General features: G+C 62.0%; 10 protein-coding genes. 9 read left to right on the plus strand and 1 reads right to left on the minus strand.

The genetic code is table 11. From position 1 onward, the window contains the following. Positions 1-12 precede the first annotated feature (12 nt). On the plus strand, positions 13-225 hold the full coding sequence (locus tag I8J29_RS24080; RefSeq protein WP_090642659.1) for a hypothetical protein: 213 nt from the start codon (positions 13-15) through the stop codon (positions 223-225). A 175-nt stretch (positions 226-400) separates the two neighbouring features. On the opposite strand, the gene I8J29_RS24085 is transcribed toward I8J29_RS24080, so the two are convergent. Continuing rightward, on the minus strand, positions 401-1369 hold the full coding sequence (locus I8J29_RS24085; RefSeq protein WP_208849971.1) for a sugar phosphate isomerase/epimerase family protein: 969 nt from the start codon (positions 1367-1369) through the stop codon (positions 401-403). Between the two features lie 289 nt (positions 1370-1658). Between I8J29_RS24085 and I8J29_RS24090 the strand changes: the two genes are divergently transcribed. From I8J29_RS24090 to pcrA, 8 genes are all read left to right on the plus strand, one after another. Further along, a complete protein-coding gene (locus I8J29_RS24090) occupies positions 1659-2714 on the plus strand; it encodes a S1C family serine protease (RefSeq protein WP_240546438.1) in 1056 nt (351 codons plus the stop codon). Positions 2715-2763: 49 nt separating this feature from the next. Next, positions 2764-4656 carry a stalk domain-containing protein gene (locus tag I8J29_RS24095; protein WP_208849973.1) on the plus strand — a complete coding sequence of 631 codons (1893 nt, stop codon included), beginning with the start codon at positions 2764-2766 and terminating at the stop codon, positions 4654-4656. A 212-nt stretch (positions 4657-4868) separates the two neighbouring features. Then, positions 4869-7418, plus strand: a complete 2550-nt coding sequence (locus I8J29_RS24100; protein WP_208849974.1) for a U32 family peptidase — start codon at positions 4869-4871, stop codon at positions 7416-7418. Between the two features lie 218 nt (positions 7419-7636). Then, entirely contained in the window at positions 7637-9424 is a 1788-nt protein-coding gene (locus tag I8J29_RS24105) for an AfsR/SARP family transcriptional regulator (protein WP_208849975.1), read from the plus strand. Further along, positions 9415-11580: an ATP-binding SpoIIE family protein phosphatase gene (locus I8J29_RS24110; protein ID WP_208849976.1), complete on the plus strand. Its 2166-nt coding sequence runs from the start codon at positions 9415-9417 to the stop codon at positions 11578-11580. The genes I8J29_RS24105 and I8J29_RS24110 overlap by 10 nt, the downstream gene beginning before the upstream one ends. A 17-nt stretch (positions 11581-11597) precedes the next feature. Further along, positions 11598-11966 carry an STAS domain-containing protein gene (locus I8J29_RS24115; protein WP_338113273.1) on the plus strand — a complete coding sequence of 123 codons (369 nt, stop codon included), beginning with the start codon at positions 11598-11600 and terminating at the stop codon, positions 11964-11966. A gap of 41 nt (positions 11967-12007) precedes the next feature. Continuing rightward, positions 12008-12721: a heptaprenylglyceryl phosphate synthase gene (gene pcrB / locus I8J29_RS24120; RefSeq protein WP_208849977.1), complete on the plus strand. Its 714-nt coding sequence runs from the start codon at positions 12008-12010 to the stop codon at positions 12719-12721. Between the two features lie 183 nt (positions 12722-12904). Further along, positions 12905-14968: DNA helicase PcrA (gene pcrA, locus I8J29_RS24125; protein ID WP_208849978.1), on the plus strand; the 2064-nt coding region annotated here is incomplete at its 3' end.

Consider the following 14968-nt stretch of genomic DNA (forward strand, 5'->3'; position numbering starts at 1 on the left):
GGATCTCCCCCCATGTATCTTGCTGAGACTGCAACAACGGCACTCGCGAAATTCGATCCCATGGATATCATGATGCTGCTGTTCACGATCGTCATCTTCATCGGATGGATTCGGCTGATCACGAGTCCGAAGAAAAATAAATTCGCGATCGGCTGGACGACGGTGTCGCTGCTCGTATTCCTGTTCGCGAACTACGTGATGATCTTCAAAGTTTGGGCGTCGTAAGACTCCCGCGCGAAGCGCAATGAACGGACTGCTCGGACGAGCATGCAAGGCCGGCGATTCTTGAAGCCCAAGAATCCGCCGGCCTTTTGCGTTCCGTCTTATCCTTTTCGAGCAGCTATACCCGTACAAAAAAGCTCCGGCAATCGGCCGGAGCTTTTCGCGTTCGTTCGAACGCTTATACCCACCACATCTCGCCGAGCGGCTCGCGAATGAGTACGGATTGGAGGTTTTGGACGGCTTTCGTGAAGCCTTCGTCCACGGACATCAGGCCGTCTTCGTGCTCGATGCTGACGACGTAGTCGTAGCCGACGAGGCGAAGCGCGCTGATAATGTCGGACCAGACCTTCATGTCGTGGCCGAAGCCGACCGTGCGGAACTGCCATGCGCGGTCAAGCATGAGCGTGTAGGACTGCATGTCCGTGACGCCGTGGCGGTTGACGTTGACCGGATCGATCGACGTGTCCTTCGCGTGGAAGTGGTGAATCGCGCCGGCGCGGCCCAGGATATGGATCGCTTGAACCGGGTCGATGCCCTGCCACCACATGTGGCTCGGGTCGAGGTTGGCGCCGATCGCGTCGCCGGCCGCTTCGCGGAGGCGAAGCAGCGTCGCAGGCGTATGAACGGAGAAGCCGCCGTGCAGCTCGAGGCCGATTTTGACGTTGCTTTCCGTCGCGAGCTTGCCGATCTCGGTCCAGTACGGGATGACTTTGTTTTCCCACTGCCAGTCCAGGATTTCTTGATAGTCGTTCGGCCAAGGCGCGACCGGCCAGTTCGGATACTTGGCATCCTCGTGGTCGCCCGGGCAGCCGGAGAACGTGTTCACGACCGGAACGCCCAGCTTGGAAGCGAGCGCGATCGTCTTGCGGATGATGGCGTCGTGTTCGCTGGAAATTGCTTTTTGCGGGTGCAGCGGGTTCGCGTGGCAGCTGAGCGCGCTGATCGTCAAGCCGCGGGAATCGACCGCTTCTTTAAACGCTTTCAGCTTGCTTTCGTCGGCAAGCAGCGCGTCCGGGTCGCAGTGCGCGTTGCCGGGATAGCCGCCCGTGCCGATTTCGACGGCGTCCAGGCCTTTGGCGGCGATGTAGTCGAGCGCGTCTTCAAACGATTTTTGCGCGAATAGAACGGCGAATACTCCGAGTTTCATACGTGTATGGTTACCTCCCAAATGGATATGTATTGCGGGTCTGCAATTCATTATAGCATGGGCAATTTGCAAGGGTAAGATTCCGGCAGGCCAATGACAAAAAAGCATACATAATGGACAAAAATGAAACCGCTTATCATTTTTAGTCCATTATTGTTATTTTTAGACAGTTATAGTAAAGTGGACCTAGTAAAACTAGCAAAAATTACTAGAGCCATGAATGGAGGAGCATACAGTGAGGCACAAGGGTTTACGGCTGGCAGGCATCATCGTTGCCGGAGCGCTCCTCATGACCGGAACCGCGTGGGCGGCCGGCGGCACGGGCGCGTCCCGGCTGGACGCGAAAGTGATTGACGGCGAGGTGTACGTGAAGGCGAGCTCGCTGATGAAGTCGCTGGGCGGCACCGGCGCGTACGATGCCAAGACGCACAGCTACGCCTATACGCCGCCGCAGACCCAGTCGCAGGTCCCGGACGTCATCAAGAACGTGTCGCCATCCGTCGTAGGCATCATCGGCAAGTACACGGACGACCGGTTCGCCCTGGAGCACGGGACGGGCGTCATCTGGAAGTCCGACGGGTGGATCGTCACCAACGCCCACGTGGTCAAGGACATGAGCAACATCGTGGTCGTGACCGCCGACGGCAAGGAGTACCAAGGCAAGCGCATGAACATCGACGAGACGAGCGACCTGGCGCTGGTCAAAATCAACGCGACGAATTTGAAGCCGGCCGCATTCGCGCCGGTACCGTTGCAGCTGTCGGTCGGGGAGACGGTCATCGCCATCGGCACGCCGGTATCCTTCTCGCTGCGCAATACGGCGACGACGGGGGTGCTGAGCGGCATGAACCGTTCCGTGTCCTCGTACTACAAGCTGCTGCAGACGGACGCGGCCATCAATCCCGGCAACAGCGGCGGACCGCTCGTCAATTTGAAGGGCGAGGTCATCGGCATCAATTCGCTCAAATTCGTCAGCGACGGCATCGAAAGCCTCGGCTTCTCGATTCCGACCGATACCGTGCGCTACGTCGTCAATCAATTTTTCAAATACGGCCGCGTCATGCGGCCTTCCCTCGGCGTCGAGCTGGAGGAGAGCTGGTCGGCCGTCGTCGGGCTTCCGACGACGGAACCGCTCGCCGTCAAATCCGTCTGGGGCGCGGGCGCGAAGAACATCGGCCTGCGGCAGGGAGATCAGATCTACTCGATCGCCGGCAAGCAAGTATCGTCCATCGCGGAGGTCAACGAGCTGTTGAAGTCGTATCTGCCCGGACAGACCGTTCAAGTCCTGGTTCAAACGGACGGGGACCTGGTCACGAAGAAACTCGTGCTGTCCACGGAACAATAATTCAAGCATTCATCCTACTATCCATTATCGGGGAGAGACGATCAAGATTATGAAGAAGAAGCTGCTCGCTTTGCTCATTACCGCCTGTATGCTTTTCGCGCTTGCGCCCGCAGTCGCGGGCGCAGCCGCCGAACCGCTTGAAATCAAGCTGGCCATCGGCAGCCCGACGCTTTCCGTCAACGGCGCGACCTCGACGATCCAGAAGCCGTTCAAATCGAACGGCACGACGATGGTGCCGCTCAGCGTCATCACCAAGGCGTTCGGCGCCGGCCTCAAGCTGGAGAAAAACAAAATCATCACGCTGTCTTACAATAAAACGACCGTCGTCCTGACGATCGGCAGCAAGACGGTCAAAGTCAACGGCGGCGCGGTCGCGCTGGCGGCCGAGCCGAAAATCGTGAACAGCGTGACGATGGTGCCGCTGCGCGTCATCGTGTCGGCGTTCGGCGCGACGCTGAACCTGAGCGGGAACAACATCACGATCAAGGGCTTCAAGGCGGAATCCGCGTCGACGGGCACCGGAAACAATACCTCGGGCATCGATTCCGACGCCGGCAAAACCAAGGTCGGGGACAGCTACTACGGCTGGTCCATGAACTACCCGTCCGACCTCGCCCTTGCGGATCAAAGCGATAACGGCAGCCAGCTGATCTGGACGTCCGTTGCCGAAGACAGAAGCATCTACTTGGCGATCGAGGAAATCGATCAAGCATATACGCGCCAAGAAGTTCGCGACCATATCCAGGAGTATTTCAACGAGACCGAGTTCGCCGTCGAATCGACGACGGTGAACGCAGGCGGCTTGAGCTACGAGAAGACGGTCAGCCGCGACCGCAACGGCTGGTATTTCGAATACCACGCGTTCCAAGCGCAAAACCGCATCTACTTGATCGCGGCCGGCGTAAAATCCGATTCCCGCGACGACTTGAACGCGTACAAGAGCATGCTGGACAGCTTCAAACCGTCGTTCCCGTCCGGCGACAAGTCGGTGAAGGACATTACCCGCGTGAAGGACGGCTTCTACACCGCGGTCGACAAGGATTACGGCTTGGCGGTCAAGCTGCCGGTCAACTGGTTCCGCGACGATAAAAGCGCGAACCCGACGTTCGTGAGCGAAGACGGCTTCATGGATTTCCAAATCAGCTCCCTGGCGCCGGGGGATACCGCCGAGGCTTGGCTCGATCGCAGCCGCAAAGAGCTGGAGAACGAGTTCCAATCGGATTACGTGCGCAGTACGAACGAATCCACGATTCAGCTGGCGGACGGACCGGCCCAGGTCCTGAGCTACGAATATTCGTGGGACAAGAAGACGTGGTACAAGGAATACGAGATTTTCTTCGTCTCCGGCACGCATAAGTACGAAGCGAACTTCTTCTACAAGATCGACGGCACGACCAAAGGCGACACGCTGTATAATCAAATCGTCGGATCGCTCGATATCGATATCGCGTTCGTCGAGAAGAACTTCAGCGAACTCGACGATACCGACGCGCTGAACGATCTGACCGTGACGAAAACGAGCAAAACGTACGGCTACTCCATCACGCTTCCGCAATCCTGGTACGGCAGCAAGAAGGATTTCGAGGCGGACGAAGTCGAATACGGCATGCCTTACGGCAGCTTCGGCATCTCCGTCGGCGGCGAACTTGCGGCCAGCGACTATCCGCAAGCGATCACGGAGGCCGTCGGTACGGATCCCGATCTGAAGAAAGCCGGCGCAACGGTCCTGTCCAGCACGACGACGACGATCGGCGGCGCGACGGCCTACAAAATCGCGGTGGGCTTGGACAATTTGGACATCCCGCAAGTCATTACCTACCTCGCGCTGGATCATAACGGCAAGACGTATCTGCTGACTTACACGCTCGATAAAGCGGCTTACACGGATGCGAATCGCGGCAAGATCGAAGGCGTCATCAATACTTTCAAATTCAATAACTAAATTTTCATCTTCAATACGAAGCGCTCGCTTAAGAAGCGCCGCTACGCACCGTGTTCGATTCGGCGCGCAGCGGCGCTTGCTTTTTTCGCCGCGCGGCGAAGGAATGCGCGTCCCCAGCCGTTTCCTCCTTGCAGGCGGCTTTTGTTTAGACGCCCGCTCTGGTACACTTACAATAAATAAGCGAATTGAAAGATAGGATGGCGGAAGTAAAGATGACAACGATCAAACGGCAAGACGTCGAGCTGCTGGCGCCGGCCGGCGACTGGGATTGCATGCGGGCGGCCGTGGCGAACGGGGCCGACGCCATATTTTTCGGCGTGGAGAAGTTCAACGCGCGGGCGCGGGCGAACAATTTCCAGACGGACGAGCTGCCGGAAATCATGGCGTTCCTGCACAGCTACGGCGTGAAAGGATTTTTGACGTTTAATATATTGGTCTTCGAAAACGAATTGGAAGACGCGAAGCGGCTCATGGAAGCCTGCATCGATGCGGGCGTCGACGCGGTCATCGTCCAGGACCTCGGACTCGTGAAGCTGATCCGCGAGCTGTCGCCGGATTTCCCGATTCACGGCTCCACGCAGATGACGATCACGTCGCCGGAGGCGGTGGAATTCACGAAACCGTTCGACATCGAGCGGGTCGTGCTCGGCCGCGAAAACAATTTGAAGCAAATCAAGACGATCGGCGAGCAGGCGAAGCTGCCGATGGAAGTGTTCGTGCACGGCGCGCTCTGCGTGTCGTACTCGGGGCAATGCCTTACCTCCGAAATGTGGGGCGGGCGCTCCGCTAACCGCGGCGAATGCGCGCAGGCGTGCCGCTTGCCGTACGACCTCATGGTGGACGGCGAACAGAAGCCGATGGGCGACGTGGCGTACCTGCTTTCGCCGAAGGATCTGGCGGCCGTCGAGCTCGTGCCCGAGCTGATCGAAGCGGGCGTCTCCTCGTTCAAGATCGAAGGACGCCTGAAGAGCCCCGAATACGTCGCGAACGTGGTCGGCAAGTACCGCCGCGCGATCGACAAGTATTTCGACGGCGACCGCTCCGCCCCGTCCAAGGAAGAGATCCGCGAGCTGCAGCAAAGCTTCTCCCGCGGCTTCACGACCGGCTTCCTGGAAGGCACGAACAACAAGAAGCTCGTGGAAGGCACGTTTCCGAAGAGCCGCGGCGTCTACCTCGGCCGCGTCGAGCGCGTGCTGCGCGACGCCGTCGTCTGCCGCGTCGAGGCGCCGCTGAAGCGCGGGGACGGCATCGTCTTCGACGCCGGCGATCCGACGAAGAAGGAAGAGGGCGGCCGCGTCTACGACCTGCGCCGCCAGGGCGTGAAGCTGGAGGGCGAAGCCCAGGAAGGCACGGTGCTGGAGCTGGTGCCGGGCCGCAACGACATCGACCTGCGCCGCGTGCACGTCGGCGACCGGATCTGGAAGACGAGCGATCCCGCGCTCGACAAGCGCCTGCGCGCGACGTTCGAGACGGAGAAGCCGTACCGGGTCTTCCCGCTGCGCGTCGAGGTCGAAGGCGCGGAAGGGCAGCCGCTCCGCACGCGCTGGACCGACGTCGAGAAGGGGAATTCGGTCGAGGTGCTGTCGGAGCTGCCGCTCGAGCATGCGTCGAAACGGCCGATGGACGAAGCGCTGCTGCGGGAGCAGTTCGGCCGGCTCGGCGGCACGGTGTATCAGCTCGAGACGCTCGACGTGCAGCTGAGCGGCGATCTCATCGTGCCGATGCGCGAGCTGAACCGGATGCGGCGCGAGGCCGCGGAAGCGCTGGCGGGCGAACGGCCGAAGCCGCCCGCGTATATCAAGCGCGAAGTCGACGCGTACGCGGACGCGCGGGGCGGCCATGCCGCCGCGCGCGCTGCCGGGGGCGAGGCTTCGCCTGCCGCCGCGGCGGATGAGCCGGGCGCCAAGCTCACGGTGCTGTGCCGGAGCTTGGCGCAGTTGGAAGCGGCGGTGCGCAATGAACGCGTCGGCATGGTCTATGCCGATTTCGAGTTCATCAAGCAGTTTCCCGCCGCGATGGCCTTGGCGCGGAGCGCGGGCAAGCCGATCGCGCTGGCGACGCCGCGGATCCATATGCCGGGCGAGAACGGGTACCACGCCAACATTTTGAAGCTGAAGCCGGACGCGGTGCTCGTCCGCAACACGGGCGCGCTGTATTACTACCTCCGCGCCAAAGCGGCGAACCCGCTCGAGCCGTTCCCGCGGCTGATCGGCGATTTCTCGCTGAACGTGGCCAATCACAAGGCCTCGGATCTGTTCCTGGACGCGGGCTGCGACGTCATTACGCCGTCGTACGACCTAAACGTGCAGCAAATGCTCGACCTGCTGCGAAGCAGCGACGCGTCGCGCACCGAGGTGGTCATCCACCAGCATCTGCCGATGTTCCATACGGAGCACTGCGTCTACTGCACCTTCATGAGCGAAGGAACGGATTACACGAACTGCGGCCGTCCGTGCGAGGAACACCGCGCGTCGCTGCAGGACCGGATCGGCATGTCCCACCCCGTCCGGGTCGACGAAGGCTGCCGGAACACGGTGTACAACGCCATCGAGCAGTCCGGCGCGGAGTACATGGTTCAATTCCGGGATTTGGGCGTTAATCATTTCCGGATCGAGTTTTTGGAAGAAACGGCCGATAAGGTCGAAGAGGTCATCGAGCTGTACAGCGCGGCGCTCGCCGGCCGCATCGGCGGCACGCAGGTGTGGCGCAGCCTGAAGGCGATCAATCAGCTGGGCGTCACGAGAGGCCAGCTGGCGAAATAGCACGACGCATGCGAGAGACCTGCGGACCAGGTCTCTCCTTTTGCATATAGGCGTCCGCGCACTTGCACAAATATAGCCAGATCGGGCGACGCAAGAGGATTTCGCGGACCTCGGGGCGAATAGTAGCAACTATTAGCGCCGGGAATGAGCCGTTCGACGGATTGCCATCGATCGCGATGCCCGGGCGGCGAATAAAGGAAGCGCGGTGAGGGTGCCTTATGAATCAGAAAAACAAACGAGCCTCGCAGCAGGATCATTGGCTGGGCCACGTGATGAAAGCCGAACAAACGATACTGGACGGCCAGATGCTGCCGATCGGGCAGCTGCTGGCCATTCCGGCCGATATACGCATGAAATCGCCGTTATTGCTGCGCGCGGAATGCGAGAACGGGCTGCTGAACGGGCGGCTGATGGAGACGAAGCAGCGGCTGGAAGCCGCGCTGCGCGGCTTCGCGGCGCAAGCGGACGAATCCGCCATGCTGACGATGATGGCCATGCTCGGCCTGCTGCACGTGCAGGTCGGGGATCGGCACGAGTCGAAGCCGTTCCTGTCGCTGCTCGCGCAGGAATGGGCGCGCAACCCGGAGAGCTGCAGCGGCTTCGTGCCGTGGGCGCTCGCGCGGGCGGCCGCGGGCGGCGCGGAGCCGGCTTCCCGGTTCGACGAGGCGCGGAGCTTGCTGTTCGCGGCCGCGGAACGCTTCCGGGAAGAAGGGCGGGCGCTGTGGGCGGGCTTCGTGCTGCTGGACGCGCTGCTGTTCGACCGCGAGGCGCGGGCCAATCCGGAGTGGCCGTTTTGGATCAATTGGCTGAAACGGCATACGGCCGAGCAGCCGCTCGCCGCGGCGGTCGCGCGCCTGCTGGGGAGCGGGACGCCCGATGCCGGGCTCTGCGCCGACATGCCGGTCCGGTACGCCTACCTCGGCAAGGCGGTGCTGCTGAACCAAGCGGAAGAGCAGCTGCCGGAGGAGCTTGCCGACGATATCGAGAGCGGCTTGTACGCCGCGTCGGCCGCCATTGGGCGGCTGCTCGCGGAAGGTCAGACGGATGCGGCGGCGAACGCGCTGCGGTCGTTCGACCGTCAGCGCCGGCTGTTGTCGACGCCGGAGCTCGAGCGGCTCGCGGGCGAGCTGCGGGAGCGGCTCGATGCGGCGGTCGCCGCCGCGGCTCCGGTCCCGGCTGCCGCGCCGGAAGCGAGGGCGGATCGCGGCCATGCGCCGCGGCAGGCGCCGAGCGGCCGCGAAGAAGGCGGCGAGCCGCAGAGCGCGGCGAAATGGACGATCAAGCTGTTCGACGGCATCGGCTTCAGCGCCGGGAACGGGCCGATGGCCGAGCCGGTCTGGAAGCGGCGGAAAGCCGGCGAGCTGTTCGTCTATCTGCTGCTGCAATCGGGTTATAAGAGCAACCGCGAGCACGTGGTCGAGCGGGTATTCGGCGAAGGCGACGCGGCGAAGCGATCCAATCAGCTGTACGTCACGCTGCACGACCTGCGTTCGGCGCTCAAGGAGATCGGCTTTCAGGACGAAGCCGTCTACGCCAAGCGGGGCGTCGTCGGCATCGCCGAGCACGCGGTGGAGGCCGTGGACGTCGAGACGTTCATGACGCTGTCGCGCGTCGGCGACCAGCTCTGGATGGACGACCGGGAAGCGGCGTCGCGCTTGTACGACAAGGCGCTTCCGCTCTACGGCATGCTCGCCACGGAGCTGCCGCACGCGGAATGGCTGGATCGGACGCGAGAGCAGCTGCTGGACCGGCAGACGACGATGCTGAAGCGGCTCGCGGCGTATTACGGCGAGCAGGGCGACGAGGCGCGAGAGGAGCAGCGGGTCTCGGATTGGATCGCGCTGCGGCCGAACCAAGAGGATGCGTACGAAGCGATGATCCGGCTTTGCCTGCGCGGAGGCCGGCGCGTCGAAGCGATCGGCTGGTACCGGCGCCTCGAGCGCATCTGCCGGGAGGAGCTCGGCACCGAACCGCTCGAGGAAGTCAGGCAGCTGTTATGGAGCTGACGGCCAAGCGGCCCAAGCCGGCCGCTTACCACAACGGCATGCTGCTCAACCGCCTGTTCGCCGTTTATTTGGTCACGATGCTGGCCGGCGTGGTTATTTTGCAGGCGGAGTCGCTGCTGGCCTCCCATTTCGAAAACATGTTTCCGTTCCCGCTCGTCATCGTCAGCCTGGGCGCGCTCATCCTGGCCTTCGCGCTGCTGATCGCGTCCGCGATCCGGCTGAGGCCGGTGTTCGGGGTGCTGCGGATCGGCCTCGGCCGGGAGGACGAGCCTAGCAAAGAGAGCCAGACCAACACGGCGCTGTTTCGGCTGTACAGGCTCCCGTACGAACTGCTCGGCGGCATCTTTCTGTTCGGCCTGCTGTTTTCGCTTACGTTTCACGGCTACGACATCGTGCGGAACCTTCTCGACGAGAACGCGGACGGCCTGCGGCTGCTCGGCACGGTGGCGGGCGAGCAGAGCCTGTTCATCTTCATCGCGATCGTGCTGTTCACTTCCGTGCGGCGGATCCTGCGTCCCGTGCTGATGCGCCTGCAGCCGCTGCCGAGCGGGTTCGACGGGCGGGCGTCCGTCGCGCAGCCGCTGGTCATTACGTACACGTGCACGTTCATCGTCACGATTCTGAGCCTGCTGCAGCTGGCCATCGTCACCGCGCGGCCGCATCAGGCGATGGACCCGTACAAATTTGGCATCATCGCGCTGTTTTATTTTATAATGGGGTTAAGCTTATTCAGCTACGTGACGATGCAATTCCGTCAGGAGCTGCGGGGATTGGTCCGCGGCATCCGGGGCCTCGTCGGGGGCTACGGACTCCCGCTGCACGAAGCGGGGCCGATTCTGCACGACGAAGCGGGGGAGCTCGCCATCGCGTACCGGGAGCTTCAAACCCGGATCAACCGGGAATACGAATCGCTCGAGCGCGAGCTGAAGCTGGCCTACAACGTGCAGCAGAAGCTGCTGCCGCCCGGCGACTTGACCATCGGCGCTTACCGGATCACGGCGCGCTGCCAGTCCTACCGGGAGGTCGGCGGGGATTTCTTCGACGTGGTCTCGCTCGGCCCGAGCCGCTTCGCGATCATGATCGGCGACGTATCCGGCAAAGGCTTGCCCGCGGCGCTGCTCATGTCCGCCCAGCTGCTCGTCTTCCGCTCGGAGATCCGCCGCAACGGCAGCCCCTCCGAGGTGCTCGCGCGCATGAACCGGCAGCTGTGCGAAGCGATGGGCGAGGAGGGCTCCGTGACGATCGGCGTCGGCGTCATCGACCTGACGAACAACCAGGTGCAGTACGCGAGCGCGGGGCATCTGTCCCCGTACGTCGTCGCCAAGGACGGCCGCTTCAAGGCGGTGGACTGCAGCTCGCTGCCGATCGGCATCGACCCGGAAGCGTCGTACGACGAAATCAGCCTGCAGCTCGAGGACGGCGACCGCTTCCTGCTGTATACGGACGGTTTGATCGAAGCCGTGAACCGGCAAGGGGACATGTACAGCTTCGACGGCTTGGAAGCCGAGATCGCGACCTGGGAGCCTGCCGCGGACCTCGCCGACGTCGTCGACGATTGGCTGGCCCGCATGGACAAGGAAAGCGGCCCCGGGCAGGACGACCGGACGGTCGTCGTGCTGGAGCTGGCCGGCGAATACCGGAGCGTGCTCGCGAAGCTGAATTTGGTTTCGGGCGAGCAGGGCGCCGCGGCCAGCGCGTTCGACAACCCGTTCATGTCGCGGGAGTGGTCGCTCCGCAGCAAGCTCGGCGACGAACGCCTCATCGCGCTGAAGCTCGGCGATTGGATCGCGGAGCGCTGGCCGGAGTGCGACATTCGCGAAGACGTGCAAACCGCGGTCTGCGAAGCGATGATTAACGCCATTGAACACGGCAACAAGCTGCAGCCGAACAAATACGTGACGCTCATCGCCCAAATCGGCGGCATGCTGGCGGTCTGCCGCGTGTACGACGAAGGCGGGGGCTACTTCCCGCGTCTCTCCCGGGACGAGGACGAAATGCGCAAGAAGCTGGAATCCGAGGATCCCCGCGGCTGGGGGCTTGTCATGATCGACACGCTCGCCGATTATTGGACGACGGGGCGCGACGAGCGCGGGTTCTACACCGAACTGTATTTCATGCGCAAATCGACGGAAGCGGCGGAAGGGCAGCCGATATAGAAAGGGAGTGGAACCGAGTGGCGGAACAACCGTTCATGATGCATACGCGCAAGTTTCCGAACGGCATGGTGCTCGAATTGAGCGGCGATCTGACCAAGTCGGCGGAAGCCAAGCTGATCGCGGGCTTGGAGCAGGAAACGGAGCTGGGACGCGGCATCCGCTTTCTGGCGCTGGATTTATCGAAGGTGGTCTATATCAACAGCGGCGGAATGGCCGTGCTGATCCGGCTGGCCCGCATGGGGAGCAAGGCGGGCGTCCATACGTTCTCCTGGGGCGTCACGCCCCACTACGAGAAGTTGTTCCGCATGGTCGGACTGACGGAATACCTGATGATTTACCCGAACGAATTCGCGGTGATGCAGCGCATCGAGGCGCTTAATCTTTAACGCCGCGAACGAACGGACGCGACACGACGATGGAGGCTGACATGGACCGGCAAACGGCGATTTACAAACAATGGCGGCACGCCTTCAAGCTCGACCCCGACCGGGAGATCGACGACGACCGTCTGGACGCGATCTGCATGTCCGGCACGGACGCCGTCATCGTGGGCGGCTCGACCGGCGTGACCTTCGACAACACGGTGGACCTCATGTCGCGCATCCGGCGCTACGAGGTGCCATGCGCGCTGGAGGTATCCAGCGAGGAAGCGGCCGTGCCCGGCTTCGACCACTATTTCGTGCCGCTCGTGCTGAACACGGACCGCTCGGAATGGACGACGGGCCGCCAGATCGGCGCGCTTCGCAAATTCGGCGCGTTCATCCCGTGGGAGGAGACGTCGGCGGAGGGCTACCTGATTTTGAACGGGGACGCCGAGGCCGCCAAGCTGACGGGGGCGCGTTCGTCCCTCGACGCGGAAACCGTGACGGCGCATCTCTACATGGCGGACAGGCTCATGCGGCTCCCCATCATTTATTTGGAGTACAGCGGGGTGTTCGGCGACATGGCGCTCGTCAAGCGCGCGGCGAGGCTGACGACGGGGGCGCGGATTTTTTACGGCGGGGGCATCGACGGTCCCGAGAAGGCGAGGTTGGCCGCGGAGGCGGCGCATACCGTCATCGTCGGCAACGTGATCTACGATGACCTGGCGGCGGCGCTTTCGACGGTCGCGGCGGTGGCGAACGTGCCGCCCGTCGGCTAGAATTGGCTAGAGGCTAGGGGATGCACACAATTTACGGCTGTGAAAACGAACGGGCTTTCGTTTTTCATGGCCGTTTTTCGTTTGATCCCTACCCATCCGATTCTAATTGACACGGCCCGAGCGGTTGTCTAGACTGGAATTAGGCGAACAAAGGCGAACAAAGCAAAGGAGTTTTCATTCATTATGATCAATGATTTCAGCATCGATCAGGCTGTCGGCAGGCTGAATCCGCCGCAGCGCGCGGCCGTTCAGGCGACGGAAGGGCCGCTGCTTATCATGGCGGGGGCGGGAAGCGGCAAGACGCGCGTGCTGACGCACCGCATCGCCTATTTGCTCGAGAAGAGACGCGTGGCGCCGTGGAGCATCCTGGCGATTACCTTTACGAATAAAGCGGCACGGGAAATGCAGCAGCGGGTCGGCGTCCTCGTCGGGCCGACCGCGCAAGATATTTGGGTGTCCACGTTCCACTCGATGTGCGTGCGGATTTTGCGCCGCGACATCGGACGGATCGGGTTCACGAACAGCTTCTCCATCCTGGATTCCGCCGACCAGCTGTCGGTCATCCGGACCTGCATGAAGGAGCTCAACATCGACACGAAAAAGTTCGAACCGAAGAGCGTGCAGGCGGCGCTCGGCGGAGCCAAGAACGAATTGATCTCGCCGGAGCAATTCGAGCTCAAGATCGGCGATTATTTCGACGGCATCGTCTCCAAAGTATATACCCTCTACCAGAAGAAGCTGAAGAGCAACAATTCCCTCGACTTCGACGACCTGATCATGAAGACCATCCAGCTGTTCAAGGACGAGCCGGACGTGCTGGCCTTCTATCAGAACAAATTCCGCTACATTCACGTCGACGAATACCAAGATACGAACCGCGCGCAGTACATGCTGTGCAAGATGCTCGCCGATAAGCATCACAACATTTGCGTCGTCGGAGACAGCGACCAGTCGATTTATCGCTGGCGCGGCGCGGACATCACGAATATTTTGAATTTCGAGGAAGACTATCCGGAGGCGAAGACGATTCTGCTCGAGCAGAACTATCGCTCCACGTCGAATATTTTGAACGCGGCGAACGCCGTCATCAAGCTGAACACCGGCCGCAAGGACAAGAAGCTGTGGACGGATCAGGGCGAGGGCGAGTCGATCACGGTGTACCAGGCGGACACCGAGCACGACGAAGGCTATTTCGTCACGGGGCAGATCCGGCAGCAAGTGAACAAAGGGAAGAAATTCGCCGATCACGCCATTCTGTACCGGACGAACGCCCAGTCGCGGGTCATCGAGGAAACGCTGATCAAATCCGATATTCCGTACCAAATCGTCGGGGGCGTGAAGTTCTACGACCGCAAAGAGATCAAGGACCTGCTGGCGTACCTGCGGCTGATCTCCAACCCGGACGACGACATCAGCTTCCAGCGGATCGTCAACGTGCCGAAGCGGGGCATCGGCGACACGACGGTGGGCAAGCTGCTCGACGAAGCGGGGCTTCGCGGCGTGTCCGTCTTTAACCTCCTGGAGCAGTTGGACTGGCTCGACGTGACGGGACGGGCGCGCACGGCGCTCGCGGAGTTCCGGGAGATCATTCTTAACCTGACGCGGATGGTGGAATACTTGTCCGTGACGGAGCTGACCGAGAAAATCCTCGAGCTTAGCGGCTACCGCGAGGAACTGGAACGCGAGAACACGCTGGAATCGAAAGCGCGTCTCGAAAACATCGAAGAGTTCCTGTCCGTGACGCAGGATTTCGAGAAGCGCAACGAGGACAAGTCGCTCGTCTCGTTCTTGACGGACCTTGCGCTCATCGCCGACATCGACACGATGGACGCGGAGGAGCCGGAAGGCGGGGTGAAGGATGCCGTCGTCCTGATGACGATGCACAGCGCCAAAGGTCTTGAATTCCCGATCGTGTTCATCATCGGGATGGAGGAGGGCGTCTTTCCGCACAGCCGCGCGCTGAACGACAACGACGAGCTCGAGGAGGAACGCCGCCTCGCGTACGTCGGCATTACCCGCGCGGAGAAGCAGCTGTTCCTGACCTGCGCGCGGACGCGGACGCTGTTCGGCCGGACGAACGCCAACATGGCGTCGCGCTTCCTGAAGGAAGTGCCGGACGAGCTGAAGAACGACGCGTCCGCGGTCGGACGCGGCCGCCCGGCCGGCGGCGGCTTCGGCTTCGGCGGCAGCCGCGCGAGCGCTCCGGGGGCGACCGGCGGCTTCGGCTACCGCAGCGGCGCCGCGGCT

It is taken from the genome of Paenibacillus artemisiicola (assembly GCF_017652985.1).
Taxonomy (GTDB): domain Bacteria; phylum Bacillota; class Bacilli; order Paenibacillales; family Paenibacillaceae; genus Paenibacillus_Z; species Paenibacillus_Z artemisiicola.

Bases quoted from the DNA above. Each gene is read 5' to 3' on its own strand.
- I8J29_RS24080 (WP_090642659.1), top strand. From the start codon at position 13: ATGTATCTTGCTGAGACTGCAACAACGGCACTCGCGAAATTCGATCCC.
- I8J29_RS24085 (WP_208849971.1), bottom strand. From the start codon at position 1,369: ATGAAACTCGGAGTATTCGCCGTTCTATTCGCGCAAAAATCGTTTGAA.
- I8J29_RS24090 (WP_240546438.1), top strand. From the start codon at position 1,659: ATGACCGGAACCGCGTGGGCGGCCGGCGGCACGGGCGCGTCCCGGCTG.
- I8J29_RS24095 (WP_208849973.1), top strand. From the start codon at position 2,764: ATGAAGAAGAAGCTGCTCGCTTTGCTCATTACCGCCTGTATGCTTTTC.
- I8J29_RS24100 (WP_208849974.1), top strand. From the start codon at position 4,869: ATGACAACGATCAAACGGCAAGACGTCGAGCTGCTGGCGCCGGCCGGC.
- I8J29_RS24105 (WP_208849975.1), top strand. From the start codon at position 7,637: ATGAATCAGAAAAACAAACGAGCCTCGCAGCAGGATCATTGGCTGGGC.
- I8J29_RS24110 (WP_208849976.1), top strand. From the start codon at position 9,415: ATGGAGCTGACGGCCAAGCGGCCCAAGCCGGCCGCTTACCACAACGGC.
- pcrB (WP_208849977.1), top strand. From the start codon at position 12,008: ATGGACCGGCAAACGGCGATTTACAAACAATGGCGGCACGCCTTCAAG.